General features: G+C 66.3%; 14 protein-coding genes. 9 read left to right on the plus strand and 5 right to left on the minus strand.

The features are described from left to right. Window positions 1–25: 25 nt before the first annotated feature. From ASE13_RS15245 to ASE13_RS15255, 3 genes are all read left to right on the plus strand, one after another. On the plus strand, window positions 26–1177 hold the full coding sequence (locus ASE13_RS15245) for an aldose epimerase family protein (protein WP_156404911.1): 1152 nt from the start codon (window positions 26–28) through the stop codon (window positions 1175–1177). Window positions 1178–1193: 16 nt separating this feature from the next. Further along, window positions 1194–2336, plus strand: coding sequence for a cellulase family glycosylhydrolase (locus ASE13_RS15250; protein ID WP_056617583.1), 1143 nt, complete (start codon window positions 1194–1196; stop codon window positions 2334–2336). 119 nt (window positions 2337–2455) lie between these two features. Then, window positions 2456–3364, plus strand: coding sequence for a family 43 glycosylhydrolase (locus tag ASE13_RS15255; RefSeq protein ID WP_235536999.1), 909 nt, complete (start codon window positions 2456–2458; stop codon window positions 3362–3364). A gap of 150 nt (window positions 3365–3514) precedes the next feature. Here ASE13_RS15255 and ASE13_RS15260 read toward each other — a convergent pair whose 3' ends face one another. Continuing rightward, window positions 3515–5368, minus strand: coding sequence for a methyl-accepting chemotaxis protein (locus tag ASE13_RS15260; protein WP_056617973.1), 1854 nt, complete (start codon window positions 5366–5368; stop codon window positions 3515–3517). A 361-nt stretch (window positions 5369–5729) separates the two neighbouring features. Next, window positions 5730–6473 carry a FadR/GntR family transcriptional regulator gene (locus ASE13_RS15265; RefSeq protein WP_056617590.1) on the minus strand — a complete coding sequence of 248 codons (744 nt, stop codon included), beginning with the start codon at window positions 6471–6473 and terminating at the stop codon, window positions 5730–5732. 196 nt (window positions 6474–6669) lie between these two features. Between ASE13_RS15265 and ASE13_RS15270 the strand changes: the two genes are divergently transcribed. The 5 genes from ASE13_RS15270 to ASE13_RS15290 are packed head-to-tail and all read left to right on the plus strand — an operon-like array spanning window position 6670 to window position 12760. After that, window positions 6670–8310: a sodium/sugar symporter gene (locus ASE13_RS15270; RefSeq protein WP_056617593.1), complete on the plus strand. Its 1641-nt coding sequence runs from the start codon at window positions 6670–6672 to the stop codon at window positions 8308–8310. Continuing rightward, the gene (locus ASE13_RS15275; RefSeq protein WP_056617596.1) at window positions 8301–9173 is read left to right on the plus strand and encodes a 2-dehydro-3-deoxygalactonokinase; all 873 of its coding nucleotides are present in this window, start codon (window positions 8301–8303) and stop codon (window positions 9171–9173) included. Before ASE13_RS15270 ends, ASE13_RS15275 begins: the two co-directional genes overlap by 10 nt. Beyond that, window positions 9170–9799: a 2-dehydro-3-deoxy-6-phosphogalactonate aldolase gene (locus ASE13_RS15280; protein ID WP_056617599.1), complete on the plus strand. Its 630-nt coding sequence runs from the start codon at window positions 9170–9172 to the stop codon at window positions 9797–9799. Before ASE13_RS15275 ends, ASE13_RS15280 begins: the two co-directional genes overlap by 4 nt. A gap of 40 nt (window positions 9800–9839) precedes the next feature. Then, window positions 9840–11339, plus strand: coding sequence for a tryptophan halogenase family protein (locus tag ASE13_RS15285; protein ID WP_156404913.1), 1500 nt, complete (start codon window positions 9840–9842; stop codon window positions 11337–11339). Further along, window positions 11336–12760: a tryptophan 7-halogenase gene (locus tag ASE13_RS15290; RefSeq protein ID WP_056617603.1), complete on the plus strand. Its 1425-nt coding sequence runs from the start codon at window positions 11336–11338 to the stop codon at window positions 12758–12760. The genes ASE13_RS15285 and ASE13_RS15290 overlap by 4 nt, the downstream gene beginning before the upstream one ends. 152 nt (window positions 12761–12912) lie before the next feature. Here ASE13_RS15290 and ASE13_RS15295 read toward each other — a convergent pair whose 3' ends face one another. From ASE13_RS15295 to ASE13_RS15305, 3 genes are read right to left on the minus strand one after another with little or no spacing between them, the layout of a single operon-like run. Beyond that, window positions 12913–14352 carry an efflux transporter outer membrane subunit gene (locus ASE13_RS15295; RefSeq protein WP_056617606.1) on the minus strand — a complete coding sequence of 480 codons (1440 nt, stop codon included), beginning with the start codon at window positions 14350–14352 and terminating at the stop codon, window positions 12913–12915. Further along, entirely contained in the window at window positions 14349–17543 is a 3195-nt protein-coding gene (locus ASE13_RS15300) for an efflux RND transporter permease subunit (protein ID WP_056617609.1), read from the minus strand. The genes ASE13_RS15295 and ASE13_RS15300 overlap by 4 nt, the downstream gene beginning before the upstream one ends. Before the next feature lie 6 nt (window positions 17544–17549). Next, on the minus strand, window positions 17550–18725 hold the full coding sequence (locus tag ASE13_RS15305; RefSeq protein ID WP_156404914.1) for an efflux RND transporter periplasmic adaptor subunit: 1176 nt from the start codon (window positions 18723–18725) through the stop codon (window positions 17550–17552). A gap of 439 nt (window positions 18726–19164) precedes the next feature. Between ASE13_RS15305 and hisS the strand changes: the two genes are divergently transcribed. Next, window positions 19165–20415 (plus strand): histidine--tRNA ligase, encoded by a 1251-nt coding sequence (gene hisS, locus ASE13_RS15310; protein ID WP_056617612.1) that lies wholly within the window; start codon window positions 19165–19167, stop codon window positions 20413–20415. Window positions 20416–20489 lie beyond the last annotated feature (74 nt).

Raw genomic sequence — 20489 nt, forward strand, 5'->3', positions numbered from 1 at the left:
CAACGACAAAATGGAGGGAGAGAGAATGAAGACGATCGCTGCTCTGGGAGTATTGGCCGCCATGGCAATCGCCGCCCCCGCCGCCGACGCCGCCACCGCGAAGCGCGGCACCTTCGGCAAGTTGCCCGACGGCCGCACGGTCGATTCGGTGCTGCTCACCAACAATCGCGGCATCTCGGCGAACATCATCGCTTATGGCGCGTCGATCCAGTCGCTGGTGATGCCCGATCGCGCCGGCAAGAAGGCCGACATCGCGCTCGGCCATGACAATATCGGCGATTATCTGGCGCATCCGAACTTCATCGGATCGACCGTCGGCCGCTTCGCCAACCGGATCAACGCCGGGCGCTTCACGCTGAACGGCCGCCAATATCAGACACCGCTCAACGACAGCACCAATTCGCTCCACGGCGGCTCGGTCGGCTTCGACAAGGTGCTGTGGCAGGTCGTCTCGGTGAAGAACGGCCCGACCGCGTCGGTGACCCTGCGCTATGTCAGCCCCGACGGCGATCAGGGCTATCCCGGCACGATGACGGTGGACGCCACCTATGCGCTGGATGAGCAGAACAACCTGACGATCGAATATACCGCGACCACCGACAAGGAGACGATCGTCAACATCTCCAACCACGCCTACTGGAACCTGTCCGGCGAAGGCTCGTCCAACGGCGCGATGGGGCACGTCGTCACCATCCCCGCGGATTCGATCACGCCGGTCGACGAGACGCTGATCCCTACCGGCGCGTTCCGTCCGGTCGCCGGCACCGTGTTCGACTTCCGCAAGCCCCGCGCGATCGGTGATCGTGTTCGTGACGCCAGCGACAAGCAGATGGTCTATGGCCGTGGCTATGATCACAATTGGGTGATCGGCCGCAAGGTGACCACGACCCAGCATCTGATGTCGCGCGTCTCGGATCCGGTCTCGGGCCGCAGCTTCGAACTCTGGTCGAACCAGCCGGGTCTGCAATTCTATTCGGGCAATTTCCTCAACGGCACCTTCTCGGGCAAGGCGAAGAAGATCTATCGCGAAGGCGACGCGATCGTGATGGAGCCGCAGATCTTCCCCGACGCGATCAACCAGAAGGGCTTCCCCGAGGCACGCCTCCAACCCGGCCAGACCTATCGCAACGTCATGACCTACAAGTTCAGCAGCGGCGCGACCGCGGCTCGCCGCTGAACCCGGGAGAGACCTGATGATCCGTCGTAGCTTCCTTTTCGCGGCGACCGCGCTCGTCCTCGTTGTGGGCGCCGCACCCGCCGATGCGCGCGATCAATGGACCAAAGCGCAGGCCGCTGCCTTCCATGCCAAACAGCCCTGGCTCGTCGGCGCGAACTACACGCCGGCCTCGGCGATCAACCAGCTCGAGATGTGGCAGGCCGAAACCTGGGATCCCGCCAGGATCGACAAGGAGCTCGCCTGGGCCGAATCGATTGGCATGAACACGATGCGCGTGTTCCTCCACAATCTGCTCTGGGAGAACGACCCCGAGGGCCTCAAGCGCCGCATGGACGAATTCCTCGTCATCGCTGCGAAGCACAAGATCCGCCCGCTGTTCGTGCTGTTCGACAGCTGCTGGGATCCCGATCCCGTCGCCGGACCGCAGCACCCGCCGATCCCCGGCGTCCACAATTCGGGCTGGGTCCAGTCCCCCGGCGCAGCGCGGCTCAAGGACGCGTCGCAATACGACAAGTTCGAGAGCTACGTGAAGGGCGTCATCGGCCATTTCGCGGGCGACCAGCGCATCCTCGGCTGGGATCTGTGGAACGAGCCCAACAATGGCGGCGGCGGCAATTACAAGCCGACTCCCGACAAGAAGGAATATGTCGCGAAGCTGCTCCCGCGCATCTTCACCTGGGCGCGCGCGGTCGATCCGACCCAGCCGCTCACCTCGGGCGTGTGGATCGGCGATCATTGGGACGACCAGGCCAAATTGGACGCAGTCGAGAAGACCCAGATCGCCCAGTCGGACGTGCTCAGCTTCCACGACTACAGCTGGCCGGAGAAGTTCGACGAGCGCGCGAAGCAGATGCTCAGCTATGGCCGGCCGGTGTGGTGCACCGAATATATGGCGCGCGGCAACGGCTCGACCTTCGACGGTTCGCTGCCCATCGCGAAGAAATACAATATCGCGATGTTCAACTGGGGCTTCGTCGACGGCAAGACCCAGACGCGCCTGCCATGGGACAGCTGGAAAAAGCCCTACACTTGGGACGAACCCACGATCTGGTTCCACGAGGTCTTCCGCGCCGACGGCAAGCCCTATCGCCAAGCCGAGGTCGACCTGATCAAGCGCTTGGCCGCGGCGCCAAAGGGCGTGGTGCCCGCGGGAAAATGAGCGAGGCCGCTGCGCCGATCAATTCCTCCCCCGGAAACGGCGTTTCCGGGGGAGGGGGACCATTCGCTGCGCGAACGGTCCCCCTCCCCCGGAGCTTCCGCTCCTGGGGAGGAATTTTGGTGCTCACCGGCATTGCCTTGAGGGCGACGCTACCGGCAGCGTCCGCGCAGGAAGTTAAGTCGGTTTTCGCCGGCGCCGATCCCGATATCGCGTTCGCCGGCGGCCGCTACTGGATCTATCCGACCGGCGGCGGCGGGCTCTTCGCCTGGTCTTCGCCCGATATGGTCCAGTGGACACGCAAGGAGCAGCCGCTCCTCCGGCTCAAGGACATCGCCTGGATCGAAGACGACCGCGCCCCGCAGCACTTCCTCTGGGCGCCCGACATGGTCCAGGCCAATGGCGGCTGGTATTTCTATTATTCGGTCGGCCCCCAGAACCCGACTCCCAGCCGTATCGGCGTCGCGATCTGCAAGGGGCCGGCGGGACCCTGCACCGACAGCGGCAAGCCGCTCGTCACCGGCGGCAAGGGCTTCGAGGCGATCGATCCCGCGGTGTTCGTCGATCCGAAAAGCAGGACGCCCTATCTCTATGCCGGCGGCAGCGCCGGCGCGACATTGCGTGTCTGGGCGCTCAAGCCCGACATGGTCAGCCTGGACCATGAGGTGAAGGTCGATACCCCGCCCAATTTCACCGAGGGTGCCTTCATGCACTTTCGCAAGGGCATCTATTATCTGTCCTACTCGGCCGGGAAGTGGGACACCGCCTCTTATCAGGTCCACTACGCCGTCGCGCTCTCGCCCACAGGCCCATGGCGCTATGGCGGACCATTGCTCGTCGGCGACAAGCGGTATCGCGGCCCCGGCCACCACGCCTTCTTCGAGGATCCGAAGGACGGCAAATGGTACATCGCCTATCATCGCTGGGAAGGGCAGTTCGGCGACGGCCCCTATCAGGGCAGCCGCCGCGTCGCGATCCAGCCGATCACCTATCGCGACGACGGTGCGATCGAAGCGATCAGGATGAAGTGAAGCACAAATCCTCCCTCGCTTCAGCGGGGGAAGGGGACCAGCGAAGCTGGTGGAGGGGGCTTGGCCACAGGCGGTTCGCTTGCGGCCAGGCCCACTCCGTCGCCTTCGACGCCACCTTCCCCGCTGCGCGAGGGAGGATTGAAGGAAGAATTAGAACGAAGCCCAGTCGTCCGATCCGGCGCCGTTGGCTATCGCGGCGATGGGCAGCGGCTTGACCGGGGAGACATAGCCGTTCGACTTCGCCGCGAGCCTGGCCGGTGCCGGCGAACGCATCGCGGCGACGCGCGCGCCATTGCCGACGTTGAACTTCGAAGCCTGCTCGCTGAGTGCCGCGACTTCGCCCGAGAGGTTGCGCGCGGCCGCCGAGGTCTGCTCGACCATCGCGGCATTCTGCTGGGTCGACTGGTCCATCGTCCCGATCGCGACGCTGATCTGAGTGATCGCAGTCGACTGCGCCTGATTGTCGGTCGCCATCTGGTTGAGCAGGCTGTGCACTTCGGCAACATCGCCCGAGATGTCGGCGAGCGCGCCGTCGACCTTCTGGACCATCTCCACCGCAGCGACGATGTCGGTCTGGGTGGCGGTGAGCTGGTCGCGGGCGCGGCCGGCCTCCTCTTCGGCGCGCATCGCGAGCGCTGAGACGAGATCGGCGACGACGGCGAAGCCGCGGCCCGCCTCGCCGGCGCGGCCTGCTTCCACCGCGGCGTTCATCGCGAGCACCCGCGTCTGAAACGCGATCTTGTCGAGGCCTTCGATCACGCTGTCGATGCCCTTGGCCGAATCCGCCACGCGCGTCATCGCCTGCACCGCTTCGTCGGCGATATTGCGGCCGCCCGAGACCGTGGTGATCGCGCCGTCGGCACGCTCGACAGTACGTCCCGCGGACGCGGCGGTCGCCTTGAGGCGGCCGTCCATCTGGGTCACTGCCGCCGAAGTCTCTTCGAGGCTCGCGGCATTGGCTTCGGTGCGGCGGGCGAGATCCTCGGAGGCCTGGGCGATTTCGCCCGAGCCCGTGCGGATCGTCGCGGCGCTCTCCATCACCGTGCCGATCAGGTTGCGAAGCTCGGCCACCGCACCGTTGAAATTGACCTTCACCGATTCATATGCCGGCGAGAAGGCTTCGTGGATCTCGCTGGTCAGGTCGCCCTGCGCCAGCTTGCCGAGATTTGCCTCGAGCGTATCCACGACGCGCTGCTGCTCGGCATCGGCGATCTTCTTGGCCGCGTCGGATTTCTCCTTCTCGATCGCCGCCTCGCGGAACACCAGAACTGCCTTGGCCATCGCGCCGATCTCGTCCCCGCGGTCCGTTCCCGGCACGTCGACGGCATTGTCGCCGCCGGCGAGCTTGTTCATCACGCCGGTCATCTGCGCGACCGGCGCCGCGATGCCGCGCGAGAGCAACCAGCCGAACAGCACCGACACTGCGAGCGCGAAGGCGCCACCGATCCAGATCGCCCATTTGGCCGAAGCGACCGCCGCCTCTTCGGTGGCGATCCGCTTCACGACCCGCTCTTCCTGGACCTTGCCGATCTCCTTGATCAGCGGACGGATGTCGCCGAGCATCTTGACGCCCGAAAGCTCGCCCGCCTGGCCACGCGTCGCGGGATTGTGCGCGAGTTCGATGACGTGATCGAGCTTGCCGCGCAGCGTCTGCACATTGGCGACCAGCTGGTCGATACGGGCGTGCTGCTCGGGCGAAGTCGAGTATGTCTTGAACTCGGCGACCGTCTCGCCGAACTTCTGGCCATTCTCCTGATAGGTCTTGAGGAACTCTTCCTTGCCGAGGATGGCGAAGCCGCGCGCGGCGTTCTGCTGCTCGAGCACGTCGGTCAGCAGCATCTGGCTTTTCTCGAGCGCGCGCAGCGACTGCTCCTTTTCGGCGGCCGCAGTGACGAGCGACGAGAGGTTCGAGAAGACGATCGTGCCGACACCGGCAAAGATCACAATCAGCGCGGCGAAGGCGCCGGCGAGCTTTCGAGAAATGGGGATGTTCTGCAAAGACATCATGGGCTCCGTACGTTTCTCCGGCGGAGCCCGCGACGCGAGCGCCCGCGAACGCGCCCTCGCTTGCGCGGGTTCGGCGCGCCGGTCATCACACCATCATAGGAAGAAGGAGAGGGGCCCGGCGCCGCCAACCCCATATTATTCCGGAGAAAAACCGCGCCGATCATCGCGACCGCGCTATTCCCGCATCATTTCCATCGTTTGGCGTATGCCCTGATCAACTTCGAGATGTTCAATCAAATCAGGCGCATCGCGCATCTGGGCGGGTGTCGGGGCGAACGGCTTTGATCGATAGCGGCCATCGTCGATCCTCCCCGGCACGGGAGGATGGGAGCGTCCGCTTTCCACCGGTAGCGCGCCCTCAGCCCTCGGGCGGGGCCGCTTCGACCTGTTCGATCAGATCGAGCACATCGCCGATCAGCGTACGCATCGCCGTGCGGGCGGCTTCGGAATTGCGTGCCTCGATCGCGTCGCGCACCGCGGCGTGATCGGCGACATTGGCGGTGCGGCCCTTCATCCGGTTGGTGAAGCGGATCGATGTGCGCAGCGCGGTGCCCACCACGTCGCGGAACTGCGCGTAGAACGGATTGCCCGACGCCCGCAGGATCGCGACGTGGAAGGCGATATCGGCTTCCAGCGTATCCTCGAGGCCCTGTTCGGCGGCTTCCATCCGCTCCAGCCCGTGCGAGATCCGGGCAAGATCCTCGGGCGTGGCGACACGCGCGGCCAGGGCGGCCGCCTCGGGCTCGATCGCGACGCGGAGCTGGTTGAACTGGCGGAGCAGGTCGACCGAGAATTGCCGTTCGAGCAGCCAGCGCAGCACGTCGGTGTCGAACAGGTTCCAGTTGGTCGCGGGCTGCACCACCGTGCCCTGGCGCGGGCGCGCGCTCAACAGCCCCTTGGCGGTGAGCATCTTGACTGCCTCGCGCGTCACCGATCGGCTGACCCCGTGCTGCTTGGCGAGTTCGGCCTCGGTGGGGAAGGCCTCGCGTTCATAGCGTCCGGTGACGATCGCGCGTCCCAGGCTGTCGAGCATTCCATAGGTCAAGTTGCGCCCGAGCTGGGGGCCCACGTCCTCCGCATCGAGCCTCGGATAGTTCGGCATTTCGGTCGCCCCTTGATCGATCCTGACAGCGATGTCAGGATCCTCTCCTCGTCATTGTTTCACCTACGTTAGCGAAGCGGGGGCGCTGGACAAGTCCAATAAATACGATAAATGAACCAACGGCGCCCGATCGGGTGCCTCAGGCGGGCACAAGAGCGCGGCATCAGCCGCCGGCGCCCGGGGCAGGGAGGAAGCAATGACGAGTCTCTCGAACATCGATCTGTTCGTCGTGATCGCCTATGCGATCGGAATTTTCGGCCTTGCGCAATGGGTTAGCCGTGAGAAGGCGGGCCATGCCAAGGACACGTCGGATTATTTCCTCGCGTCCAAGTCGCTGCCCTGGTGGGCGATCGGCGCCTCGCTGATCGCCGCGAACATTTCTGCGGAGCAGATCGTCGGCATGTCCGGTTCGGGCTTTGCCATCGGCCTCGCGATCGCCTCCTATGAATGGATGGCGGCGCTGACGCTGCTGATCGTCGGCAAATTCTTCCTGCCGATCTTCCTGAAGAACCAGATCTACACGATGCCGCAGTTCCTCGAGCAGCGGTTCGGACCGACGATCCGCACGGTGATGGCGGTGTTCTGGCTCGTGCTCTACATATTCGTGAACCTGACCTCGATCATCTGGCTCGGTTCGATCGCGGTGACGCAGGTCGCCGGCGTCAATCAGGACGTCGCGCTGATCGGTCTCGGCACCTTCGCTTTGCTCTATCAGCTCCGCGGCGGCCTCAAGGCGGTTGCGCTCACCGACATCGTCCAGGTGACCCTGCTCGTCTTCGGCGGCCTCGTCGTCTCGTACCTCACGCTCAGCAAGATCGGCGGGGACTCCGGTTTCGTCGGCGGGTTCATGGAACTCACCCGTCGGGTCCCCGATCATTTCGACATGATTTTGGAAAAGACAGGCAACGCGGCCGTCGACAAGGAGCGCTACGACAAGCTCCCGGGCATCGCGGTTTTGATCGGCGGCATGTGGATCGCCAATCTCTCTTACTGGGGCTTCAACCAGTACATCATCCAGCGCGCGCTGGCCGCCAAGAGCTTGCAGGAAGCACAGAAGGGCGTGATCTTCGCCGGCTTCCTCAAGCTGCTGATGCCGGTGATCATCGTGCTGCCCGGCATTGCCGCGGTGGTGCTCGCCCCTGAGTTGACCAAGCCCGACCAGGCCTATCCGACCATGATGACGCTGCTCCCCACCGGGCTGCTCGGTCTCGTCTTCGCGGCGCTGATCGCGGCGATCATCGCGTCGACCGCATCGAAGATCAATTCGATCGCGACGATCTTCACGCTCGACATCTACGCCAAGTTCAAGGGCGTGCAGACCCGCGCCGAGGACGCCGAGGGCACCACGGCGCACGAGACACGGCTGGTGCTGGTCGGCCGGATCGCGGCGGTGGTTTCGATCATCATCGCCATGGCGACGGCGCGCCCGTTGCTCGGCAGCCTCGATCAGGCGTTCCAGTACATCCAGGAGTTTTCGGGCTTCGTAACCCCGGGCATCACGGTCATCTTCCTGCTCGGCCTGTTCTGGCCGCGCGCGACCGAGGCGGGGGCGCTGGTGGGTGCGGTGGCATCGGTGGTGCTGAGCTTCCTGTTCTGGTTCCCCGCGGACTGGGGCGGCATCGCGGCGCTCAACGCGGTGCCGTTCATGAACCGCATGATGATCGTGTTCTTCCTCTCGCTCGCCCTCGCGGTGATCGTCTCGCTGGCCAGGCCGGCGCGTGCGGAGAGCAATTTGATCACGATGGAAGGCGTCAGCTTCCGCACTACCCGCGGCTTCAACATCGCATCCGCAATCATCATCGCCATCCTCATCGCATTGTACGCGATCTGGTGGTGAGTTTCGGCAGCCGCTTCCTCGCCGTCGACTGGGGCACGACCAATAGGCGCGTGTTCCTGATCGATAGCGGTCAGGTCGTGAAGACCGAGCGTGACGACCGCGGGGTTACCTCGGTCGAGGACTTCGAAGCCGAGGCGGCGGCGATCCGCGGCCGCTTCGGCGACTTGCCGATGCTGCTCGCCGGCATGGTCGGTTCGAACATCGGCTGGCGGCCGGCGCCCTATGTCGCCGCGCCCGCCGGTGCCGCCGAACTCGCGGCGGGTTTGCTCTGGATCGACGATCGCACCGCGATCGTCCCTGGCATCTCGACGCTGATGAATGGCCGCCCGGATGTGATGCGCGGCGAGGAAGTCCAGTTGCTCGGCGCCGTAGCGGCCGGCCTCGTTCCGGCGGACTCCCTGCTCGCCCAGCCGGGAACCCACTGCAAATGGGTCGAGATGCGGGACGGCAGGATCGCCGACTTCGTTACCGCGATGACCGGCGAGTTGTTCGCATTGCTCCGCAAGCACGGCCTGCTCGCTTCCCAGCTCGGCAGCGAAGTCACGCTGGGCGGTGCCTTCCGCGAAGGTGTCGAGGACGGCAAGCGCCAGGACCTGGCGGCGTCGCTCTTCGGCATCCGCGCCGCGAAGATGCTGGGGCAACGCGACGATGCCGACGCGGCCTCTTATGCCAGCGGCCTTCTGATCGGCACCGACGTCGCTGCCCGCCTCGCGACTTCGGCGCATGACGCCGTCCACGTCCTCGCCGATCCGGTACTGGGCGGCCTCTATTCCGCGGCCATTCAAGCCCATGGCCGCAATGCCTATCTGGTCGACAGCCACGCCGCGTTCGTCGCGGGTATCAACGAGATCGTGAAACAATGACCCATGTCGCCGCCTTCGATGCCGCCTTCGCCCGCTGCCCGCTGATCGCCATCCTGCGCGGCGTGGCTCCGCACGAGGTCGAGGCCATCGGCGATGCGTTGGTCGATGCCGGCTTCACGCTGATCGAAGTCCCGATGAACTCCCCCGATCCGCTCGACAGCATCGCCCGCCTGGCGCGGCGCTTCGAGGGCAGGGCAGTGATCGGCGCCGGCACCGTCCTCACCGAAGGGCAGGTCGAGCAGGTCCGCGCCGTCGGCGGCACGATGATCATCTCGCCCAACGCCAACACCCGCGTGATCGCCGCCAGCGCCGAGGCGGGCATGACTTCGCTCCCTGGCGTGGTGACCCCCACCGAAGCCTTCGCCGCAATCGAAGCCGGCGCCACCGCGCTCAAGCTCTTCCCCGCCGAAGGCTCCAGCCCCGCCATCCTCAAGGCGATGCGCGCCGTGCTGCCGAAGGACATGCGCCTGCTCCCCGTCGGCGGGATCGCGCCCGACACTATGGGTTCGTGGCGCGAGGCGGGCGCGGCGGGCTTCGGACTGGGCTCGGCGCTCTACAAGCCCGGCCTCACCGCCGCCGAAGTCGGCGCACGCGCACGGGCGTTCGTCTCGGCACTGGCCAGCTGACCGATTGATCGCCTAGGCTCCCTCCCGGAGAGGGGGCGCGGTGAACCGACCACGCAGGAAAGTGATCATCATCGGCGGCGGCACCGCCGGCTGGATGGCCGCGTCGGCGCTCGGCAAGATGCTGCCGCATGCGTGCAGCGTCGAACTGATCGAATCCGCCGAGATCGGCATCGTCGGGGTTGGCGAAGCGACGCTCCCGCATCTGCGCGCCTTCATCCACACGCTCGGGCTCGACGAGGCCGAGTTCATGACCGCCACCCACGCCACCTACAAGCTCGGCATCGAATTTCGCGATTTCGGCCAGCCGGGCGATTCCTATCTCCACCCGTTCGGCGATTTCGGCCGCCCGCTGAACAATGTGCCCTTCCTGCAATATTGGCTGCGGATGCGCGCGCTGGGGCAGGGGGGCGAGATCTTCGAATATTCGATGGCCAATGTCATGGCGGCGGCAAAGCGCTTCGCTCCGCCCGAGAGCGACCCCGCCTCTTTGCTCTCGAGGATCGGCTATGCCTATCAATTCGATGCGACGCGCTTCGGCCCCTATCTGCGCGGCTTCGCGGAAGGGCAGGGGGTGAAGCGTACCGAGGGCCGGATCGTCTCGGTCGAGCGCGACTCCGAAACCGGCGACGTCGCGGCGGTGCTGCTCGAAAGCGGCGTACGGGTGGAGGGCGACCTGTTCGTCGATTGCTCGGGATTCCGCAGCCTGCTGCTCGGCGACGCGCTGGGCGAGGAATGGGAGGACTGGTCGCACTGGCTCCCCTGCGATCGCGCGATGGCCTTGCCCTGCGCCTCGCCTCCGGGCGAGATCGAACCGCTCACCCGCGCCACTGCGATGCCGGCGGGGTGGCGCTGGCGCATCCCGCTCCAGCACCGTGTCGGCAACGGCTATGTCTATTCGAGCGCGCATCTGTCCGATGACGAAGCGTCGGACGCGATCCTCGGCGCCGTGGAAGGCGAGGCGCTTGCCGATCCGCGCGTGCTCCGCTTCCGTGCCGGCCGCCGCAAGCGGAGCTGGTCGCACAATGTCGTCGCGGTCGGGCTCGCCTCGGGGTTTCTCGAGCCGCTCGAATCGACCAGCATCTATCTCGTCCAGGCGGCGATCACCCAATTGCTCGAACTGTTCCCGATCCGCGGCATCGAAGCCGCCGATCGCGACGAGTTCAACCGGCTGATCGACTATGAATATGACCGGATCCGCGACTTCCTGATCCTCCATTACCACGCCAGCACGCGCGACGATTCGGAGTTTTGGAACTATGTCCGCCACATGCCGATCCCGGACAGCCTGGCCGACAAGATCGAATTGTTCCGCCGCGCCGGGCGCATCCAGCGTTATGCCCATGGCCTGTTCTTCGAGCCGAGCTGGATCGCGGTGCTGATCGGGCAGGGCGTGATGCCCGAGGGGTGGGACCAGCGTATCGCGGCGGCGCCGCCGCAGGAACTCGGCCAGGCGCTCGAACGGCTGCGCGGCCGGATCGCGGTGGAGGTACGCGCGCTGCCCGGGCATCGCCAGACGCTCGAACGGCAGAAATTGCTGTGAACGATCGCGCGATTCGCAGCGTCGCCATTCTCGGCGGCGGCATCACCGGCCTGTCCGCCGCGGCGGCGTTCGCGCGCGCGCTGCCGCAGGTCGCGATCACCGTGATCGAGACCGCGCCCGATCCCGCGGCGCTCGCCGATCGGCTGCCGGGCAGCATGACTTCGATCCACCGCTTTCATGCGAGCATCGGCCTCGACGAGGCGGTGCTGCTCGGCGCGGGGGCGGCGACCCCACGGCTGGGGCTCCGCTTCGAGAATTGGCCCGCGGGTGGCGAAACCTGGTATCATGTCCACGGCGATCACGGCGCGCCGACGGGGACGGTCGCCTTCCACCAGCTCTGGGCGCGCGCGCGGCGCGAGGGGCAGGCCGAACCCTGGCATCGCTACGCCGCTGCCGGTGTGCTTGCCGAAGCGGGAAGGTTCGTACATCCGCAGGGCGGTCCCGGATCGCCGCTGGCGACTTTCGACTATGCGCTGCGGCTCGATCCCGAACGCTACCGCGAGATCCTCGCGTCGCTCGTCGATCAGTTGCGCGTGGTGCGTACCCAAGGCAGTTTTGCCGGCATTGATCGGCATGGGGATGGCGTGGTCGCAGCGCTGCTGCTCGCCGACGGCCGCCGGATCGAGGCCGATCTGTATCTCGATGCCTCGGGCCCCGCGGCGGTGCTGGCCGAAGCGGTCGGCGGCGCCTTCGAGGACTGGAGCAACGCGCTACCCTGCGACCGCCTGTTGCTGGGCGAGGGGCCGCCGAGCGCCGCAAGCCCGAACGACACGATCGTCGGCGGCGCGCGGGGCTGGCAATTCGCCTGCCCGCTGCCCGGGCGGACCATGCTCGGGCACGTCTGGTCCTCGGCCGATCCCGCGCCCGATCCTCAGGGGCGTTCGCTCGCGCTCCGTCCCGGCCGACGCGCCGATCCGTGGATTCGCAACGTTCTCATGATCGGCGATGCCGCTGTCGTGCTGGACCCACTCCACTGGCCCAATCTCCACCTTGCCCAGAACGGGATCGCGCGTGCGCTCGATCTGCTCCCGGGGCGTGATTGTCATCCTGTGGAGATCGCCGAGTATAACCGCCGTTCGCGCGAGGAAGCCCGGCGGATGCGCGACTTTCAGGCACTCCATTATCTGCGCGCGGGCGCATCGATCGAAGTGCCCGAGAGCCTCGCCCGGACGCTCCAGCAATTCGAGAGCCGTGGGCGGTTGCCCGTTTATGACGAGGATAGCCTGCCCGACGAGATCTGGCTGTCGGCGCTGCTCGGCCTGGGCGTGCTGCCCCGCGACATCCAGCCGCTCGCTGCGGCGGTGGACCCGATCGTCGCCGCGGCGCGGATGACGGAGATACGGGCTGGCCTGGCGCAATTGCCCGCGCGGGTGCCTGGTTTCGCGGAATATCTTGCGCAGGTGAGGGCTTCGAGGCGTTAGGCTGAAGACCCGTTCACCCCTTTTCGTCATCCCCGCGAAAGCGGGGACCCATCTCCTGAGCGAGCGGCAAAGTGCACCGGCGCGCTTGTGGAAACTGTCGGAGATGGGTCCCCGCTTTCGCGGGGATGACGTTTGAATCCAAGACTTCAGGCTCAAGGCCGCCCGCCCGCCGTTTCCGGCCCTTGCGGCGTCACGCGCAGCAGCGAATCGCCGCCCAGCGTGCGGTACAGCGTCACGAGGTTGCTCGCCTGCACCAGCCGCGTGTTCACCAAGGTGCGTTGCGCCGTATACAGCGAACGCTGCGCATCGAGGCTGGACAGGAACGTGTCGATCCCACCGCGATAGCGCGCCTCGGCCAGCCGGAAAGTATCGGCCGCCGCGGTCGCCTGCGCCTGGGTCGCGCGGAGCTGCTCGGTGATCGTCCCGCGCCGCGCCAAGGCGTCGGCCACTTCGCGGAACGCCGACTGGATCGCCCGTTCATAGGTGGCGACCGCCGCCTCGCGCTGCGCCTCGCTCAGCCGCACGTTCGCCTTGCCGGCGCCGGCGTTGAAGATCGAATAATTCGCATCGGCACCGGCGGACCAGTTGAACCCGTTGCCGCTGAACAGCCCGGTCAGTGCATTGCTCGCGAGTCCCAGCAGGCCGGTGAGCGAGATGTGCGGAAACAGAGCGGCACGCGCCGCGCCGATCTCGGCATTGGCAGCGCGCAGCTGATATTCGGCCTGGACCACGTCGGGGCGGCGAAGCAGCACGCTCGAATCGATCCCGGCGGGCAATTCGGCGATCGTCGGCGCGGCCTCGTCGAGCGACGCGGGCAGCAACGCCGGATCGATCGGCGCGCCGACCAGCAGCTGGAGCGCATTGATATCCTGCGCGAGCGCAGTGCGCTGCTGGGCCAGGTCTGCGCGTGCGCCTTCCAGCACTTGCTCGGCCTGGCGCAGATCGGTGCGCGGCGCGATCCCGCCTTCCAGCCGGGCGCGAGTCAGCCGCACGCTGTTCTCGGCATTGCCCGCGGTGTCCTGCGCGATCTTGAGCAGGCTCGCGTCGGCGGCATAGTTCAGCCACGCGTCGGCGATGTCGCCGACCAGGGTGAGATAGGTCGCGCGCGCGCCGGCCTCGGTGGCGAAATAGCGGTTCTGCTCGGCGCGGGTGAGCGAGGCGACGCGGCCGAACAGGTCGAGCTCGAAGCCGGTGATCCCGGCATCGGCGGTGAAGCGCGTGCGGGCGCCCGATCCCGCAGTCGAGGAGCCGGTGCTCTGGCCGTCGGAGACCGTCGCGCCTGCGCCGGCGCTGACTTCGGGCAGCCGATCCGCGCGCTGGATGCGATATTGCTCCCGCGCCACGCGAATGTTCGCCGCGGCGAGGCGAAGGTCGCGATTCTCGGTCAGCGCCCGGGCGATCAGCGACTGGAGCCGCGCATCGCGGAAGATGTCGCGATAGGTGACCGTGGGCAGCGCAGCTTCGCTGTTAGCCAGATAGGCGTCGCCGACCGGCCAACTCGGCGGCACCGGCGCCGCGGGCTGGACGTATTTCGGATCCATCGAGCAGCCGGCGAGCGCGGTCGCGGCGAGGAACAGCGCCGCGCGCCTCATGCCGTGGCCTCCGGGCTATCGTCGTGATGGCCTCGCTCGCGGATCGCCTTCAGTCCGTCGCGCACGCCGCGGCGGACCAGCACGAAGAACAAGGGAATGTAGAAGATCGCCAGGATCGTCGCGGTCAGCATGCCGCCGATCACCGCGGTGCCGATCGCGATGCGGCTGTTCGCGCCGGCGCCGGTCGAGATCGCCAGCGGCAGCACGCCGAAGATGAAGGCGAGGCTGGTCATCAGGATCGGGCGGAGACGGATGCGTGCCGCCTCCAGCGCCGCATCGATGACGCGCTTGCCTTCCTTCTCGGCGCGCTCGGCGAACTCGATCATCAGGATCGCGTTCTTGGCGGCGAGCCCCATCGTGGTGAGCAGCCCGATCTGGAGATAGACGTCGTTCTGCAGCCCGCGCAGCGTCACTGCGAACACCGCGCCGACAAGGCCCAGCGGAATCACCAGCAGCACCGCGACCGGAATGCTCCAGCTCTCGTACAAGGCGGCGAGGCACAGGAAGACGACGAGCAGCGACACCGCGTAGAGATACGGCGCCTGCCCGGAGGACAGCCGCTCCTGGAAGGAGAGGCCGGCCCATGCGACGCTCGTCCCCGGGATCTGCGCAGCGAGCTCCTCCATCCGGCGCATCGCCTCGCCCGAGCTCCGCCCCGGCGCGGCCTGGCCCTGGAACTCGAAGGCGGGAATGCCCTGGAAGCGCGACATCGTCGTCGGCGCGGTCGCCCAGCTCGTCTGCGCGAAGGAGGAGAAGGGCGCCATCTGCCCGTTATTGGAGCGGACGAACCATTCGTCGATATTGTCCGGGTTCGCGCGATATTGCGCGTCGCCCTGCACATAGACGCGCTTCACCCGGCCGCGGTCGATGAAGTCGTTGACGTAGCGGCCGCCCCAGGCAGTAGAGAGCGTGCTGTTGACGTCGCTTTGACTCAGGCCGAGCGCGGCGAGCTTCTGCTGGTCGATATCGACCTTGAGCGTGGCGACATCGGGAAGATCCGAGAGGCGGACCTGCGCGAGCGCGGGGTCGGCGTTGGCGGCGGCGAGCAGCCTGTCGCGCGCGGCGAGGAACTGGTCGCGCGGCATGCTGCTGGCGTTCTGGAGCTCCATCGTGAAGCCGCTCGACTGGCCGAGGCCGCGGATCGCGGGCGGCACCAGCGCGAAAACCTGCGCATCGCGAAAATTGCGAAACGCCGCCGACGCGCGCTGAACGATGGCGTCGGCCGCATTTTCCTTGCCGTGCCGTTTCGACCAGTCCGCAAGGTTGATGAAGCCCTGGCCGGTATTCTGGCCGCTCGCGCCGCCGCCGCCGCCGCCGCCGGTGACAGTGAACATCGTCGCCGAGTTCTTCGCCTCCTGCTCCATGAAATAACGCTCGACCGCTCGTTGCACTTCCTGGGTGCGGCTCTGCGTCGCGCCGGCGGGAAGGCGGAACTGCACCGACGCCGCACCCTGGTCCTCGGTCGGCAGGAAGCCGGTGGGGAGCCGCGTGAACATCAGCACCAGCAACAGGCAGACCACCGCGTAGATCAGCAGGAACAGCCATTTGCGGTTGACCACTGTGGTGACGGCGCCGGTGTAGCGCTGGACGCCGCGATCGAAGTTGCTGTTGAACCAGTCGCGGGCATTGCCGAAGAAGCGGCCGACCGCCGGGAAGCGCCGCTCTACCCAGCCATTATGCTCTTCGCTCTTCTTCTTGAGCAGGGTGGCGGTGAGCGCGGGAGTGAGGATCAGGGCGACCAGCACCGAGAGCACCATCGCCGACACGATCGTCACCGAGAATTGCCGGTAGATCACACCGGTCGATCCGCCGAAGAACGCCATCGGCAGGAACACCGCAGAGAGCACCAATGCGATGCCGACCAGCGCCATCTGGATCTGCTCCATCGACTTGATCGTCGCGTCGCGCGGGGAGAGATCGGGGTCCTCCTCCATCAGCCGCTCGACATTCTCGACCACGACGATCGCGTCGTCGACGAGCATGCCGATCGCCAGCACCAGCCCGAACAGCGTCAGCGTGTTGATCGAGAAACCGAGCGCGTAGAACACCGCGAAGGTGCCCAGCAGCACCACCGGCACTGCGATGAATGGGATCAACGTCGCACGAATGCTCTGGAGGAAGATGAACATCACGATCACGACGAGGAGGATCGCCTCGACCAAAGTCTTCACCACTTCCTCGATCGAGAGCTTGATGAACGCTGTCGTGTCGTTGGCATAGGCGTATTTGAAGCCGGCGGGGAAGCTGCGCGCGATCTGCTCCACTTCCGCCTTGACCAATTCGGCGGTCTCGAGCGCGTCGGCGCCGGGTGAGAGGCTGATCGCGATGCCTGCGCCCGGATGGCCGTTGACCCGGCTGACGGCATTGTAGCTCTCGGCACCGAGCTCGACTCGCGCGACATCCTTGAGCAGCACGTTGGCGCCGCTGGTCTCGGTCTTGAGGATGATCTTTTCGAACTGCGCCGGGGTCTGGAGCCGCGACTGGGCGGTCACGGTCGCGTTGAGCATCTGGGTGCTCGGCTGCGGCTGGCCGCCGATCTCGCCCGCGGCGACTTCGGTATTCTGGTTCTGGATCGCCGTGATCACGTCGCTCGGCATCAGCGAATAGCTCGCCAGCCGATCGGGATTCAGCCAGATGCGCATCGCATAGGGCGCGCCGAACACATTGGTGTCGCCGACGCCCGGGGTGCGCGCCAGCGTGTCCTGCATGTTCGACGCCATCCAGTCCGAAACGTCCTGGTTGGTCCGCTTGTCGGTCTCGTCATAGACGCCGACGATCATCAGGAAGTCGGGGTTGGACTTGGTGACGCGCAACCCTTGCTGCTGCACCTGCTGGGGCAGGCGCGACAAGGCCTGCTGGACCTGGTTCTGGACCTGGACCTGCGCGATGTCCGGATCGGTGCCCTTCTCGAAGGTCGCCGTGATGTTGACTTGCCCGCGCGAGGTCGAGGAGGAGCTGAAATAGATCAGCCCGTCGATTCCGCTCAATTGCTGCTCGATGATCTGGGTCACCGAGTTCTGCACCGTCTCCGCCGAGGCGCCGGGATAGGTGGCGCGGACATTGACCTGCGGCGGCGCGACGTCGGGATATTGCGCGATCGGCAGCGCCATGATCGCGCCCACGCCCGCCAGCATGACGATGATCGCGATCACCCATGCGAAGATCGGGCGATCGATGAAGATGCGTGACATGGGCGGTCAGCCGCCCTTCTTCGCCGCGCCGCCCTGCGCGTTCTGGCCGCCCTTCGGCGCCTCGATGCGTTGCGGCGCCGTATAGGGCACCGGGCGGATCTCGGCGTCGGGGCGCAGATTGGCGGTGCCCTGCACGATCACCTTGTCGCCGGGCGCGAGTCCCTGCGTCACCACCCAGTTCGCCCCCTCGGTCCGCGCCGCGACGACCGTGCGGGCGACGGCGCGATTGCCTGGCCCCACGATATAGACGGTCGCGTTGCCGCGCGGATCGCGCGAGAGCCCCGCCTGCGGCACGAGGAACGCCTGGGTATCGATCGCCTGCGCGAAAGAGGCGCGTACGAACATGCCGGGAAGCAATATGCCCTGCGGGTTGGGGAAGCGCGCCCGGAGCGTCACTGTCCCCGTATTCTCGTTGACCATCACTTCGGAGAATTCGACGGTGCCGGTCTGGCCATATTCGGTGCCGTCCTCTAGCCGCAGCCGGACCACTGCGGTGGTCGGGGTAAGCCCGCCACGCGCCAGTGCCTTGCGCAGCGAAAGCATGTCGGCGCTCGATTGCTGGATGTCGACGTTGATCGGATCGAGCCGCTGGATCACCGCCAGCGGATCGGCCTGATTGGTGGTGACCAGCGCCCCTTCGGTGAACAGCGAACGCCCGATCCGCCCGGTGATCGGCGCGGGGACGCGCGTGAAGCGCAGATTGATCTGCGCGGTGCGGAGCTGCGCGCTGTTCTGCGCGACCGCGGCCGCGGCCTGGCGCGCCTGCGCGGCGGCGTCGGTATAGTCCTGCTGGCTGACCGCTTCCATCTTGGCGAGCGGGCGATAGCGCTCGGCGCGGATCCGGGCGGCCTCGGCAGTGGCGCGTGCGCTCTGGAGGTTGGCCTCGGCTTCGGATGCCTGCGCCTGATAGAGGCTGGGATCGATCTGGTAGAGCGTCTGGCCGGCGCGGACGATCGAGCCTTCGGTGAAGAAGCGCCGCTGGACGATCCCGGCGACCTGCGGCCGCACCTCGGAGGTCTGGAACGCCGTCACCCGGCCTGAAAGCTCGGTGACCAGGGGCACGTTGCTCGGCTGCACCACGACGAAACCGACCTGCGCCGGGCCGCTCTGGCCCTTTTTCTGGGCGGCGTTGTTGCCGCTGCTGCAAGAGATGAGAAGGAGAGCTGTGGCCAGAAGTGCCACGCTGGATCGACCGGAGAGGTTCGAAGGCTTCAGATTCAATTCGCAGACCCGCTCGTAGCGCTTTTGTGCAGCGCAGTTCAGTTCCGTAGCTCGCCATAGGCAGACGGTCGCGGCGCTACTAGGGGGGAATTGTATCAGAATGTGTCAGACACGATCCGGACATACGAAAGGGGCCGGATACACGAAAGGCCGCTCCCCATCGGGGAACGGCCTTTCCATTGTCAGCCGCTGCGGCGAGCGACCTTAACGTCAATGCCTCAGGCGGCGGCTCCGATGGAGCGGACCGAACCCTGAGTGCGCGCCGCAGACGGCGTTTGACAATGAGACATTCGATCACCTCCTTCCATGCTGTTGAACTCGAACGGGAATATGGGCGTCCACAACGGGATTTAAAGGGGAGTGGCGCAAGCGTGCCTAACGCCCTAGAAACCCGCGCGAAATGGCACGTATCGAAACCCCCAAGCGCATCCGGGGCACCCAGGACATTTTCGGCGACGAGCAGAGGCGCTTCGCGCGTGTGCTCGACACGTTCGAGCACGTCCGCCGGCTCTATTGCTTCCAGCGGCTCGAGATCCCGATCTTCGAGGCGACCGGCGTTTTCGCCCGCTCGATGGGCGAGACTTCGGATGTCGTCTCGAAGGAGATGTACACATTCGAGGACCGCGGCGGCGATTCGCTGACGCTGCGCCCCGAATTCACCGCCGGCATCGCCCGCGCCTATATCACCGAGGGCTGGCAGCAATATGCGCCTTTGAAGCTCGCGACATCGGGTCCGGTGTTCCGCTACGAGCGTCCGCAAAAGGGCCGTTTCCGCCAGTTCCACCAGGTCGACGCCGAGATCATCGGCGCGGCCGAGCCTGCCGCCGATGTCGAACTGCTCGTCCTGGCCGACCAGCTGCTCCACGAGCTCGGCATTGCCGATGGCGTGACGCTCCAGCTCAACACCTTGGGCGATGCCGAGACGCGCGACGCTTGGCGCACGGCTTTGGTCGCGCATTTCGAGGCGCACCGGGGCGAACTGTCCGAGGACAGTCAGGTCCGGCTCGACAAGAATCCGATGCGCATCCTCGATTCGAAGGATCCGCGCGACCGCCCGATCGCCGACAGCGCGCCCGATATCGATGCCTATCTGACCGAGGAGGCTGCGGCCTTCTTCAAGGCAGTCACCGACGGCCTCGACGCGGCGGGCGTCAAATGGACTCGCAACAGCCGCCTCGTCCGCGGCCTCGATTACTATCGCCACACGGCGTTCGAGTTCGTCACCGACCGCCTCGGCGCGCAGGGCACCGTCCTTGCCGGCGGCCGCTATGACGGGCTGATCGGCTCGCTCGGCGGGCCGGAGACGCCGGGCGTGGGCTGGGCGGCGGGTGTCGAACGGCTCGCGATGCTGATCGAGGAGCCGAAGGTCGAGCGACCCGAGGTCATCATTGCGGTTGAAGATGACCGCGCGCTTCCGTTTGGTATCCGCACGCTCAAAGCACTTCGCGCGAATGGGCTTTCAGCGGATATGATTGCCACCGGCTCGCCAAAGAAGAGGTACGACAAGGCGGCCAAGGTGAATGCCAAGGTAATCGTCGGTCTCGTCTGGGAAGGCGAAACGGCCAAGGCGAACGCTCGCTCGGTGCCCGGAACTCCCGAGCTGCAGCGCGTCGAAGAGCTATTGCGGGTCGTGGCGGGAGGGCAATGGTGACGCCAACCAGCTCCCCGGCGAAGGCCGGGGCCCAGCCCTATAGCAAACTCGCACGCGGCAGCGTGCACTTCGGC

It is taken from the genome of Sphingomonas sp. Root241, assembly GCF_001428865.1.
GTDB lineage: Bacteria > Pseudomonadota > Alphaproteobacteria > Sphingomonadales > Sphingomonadaceae > Sphingomonas.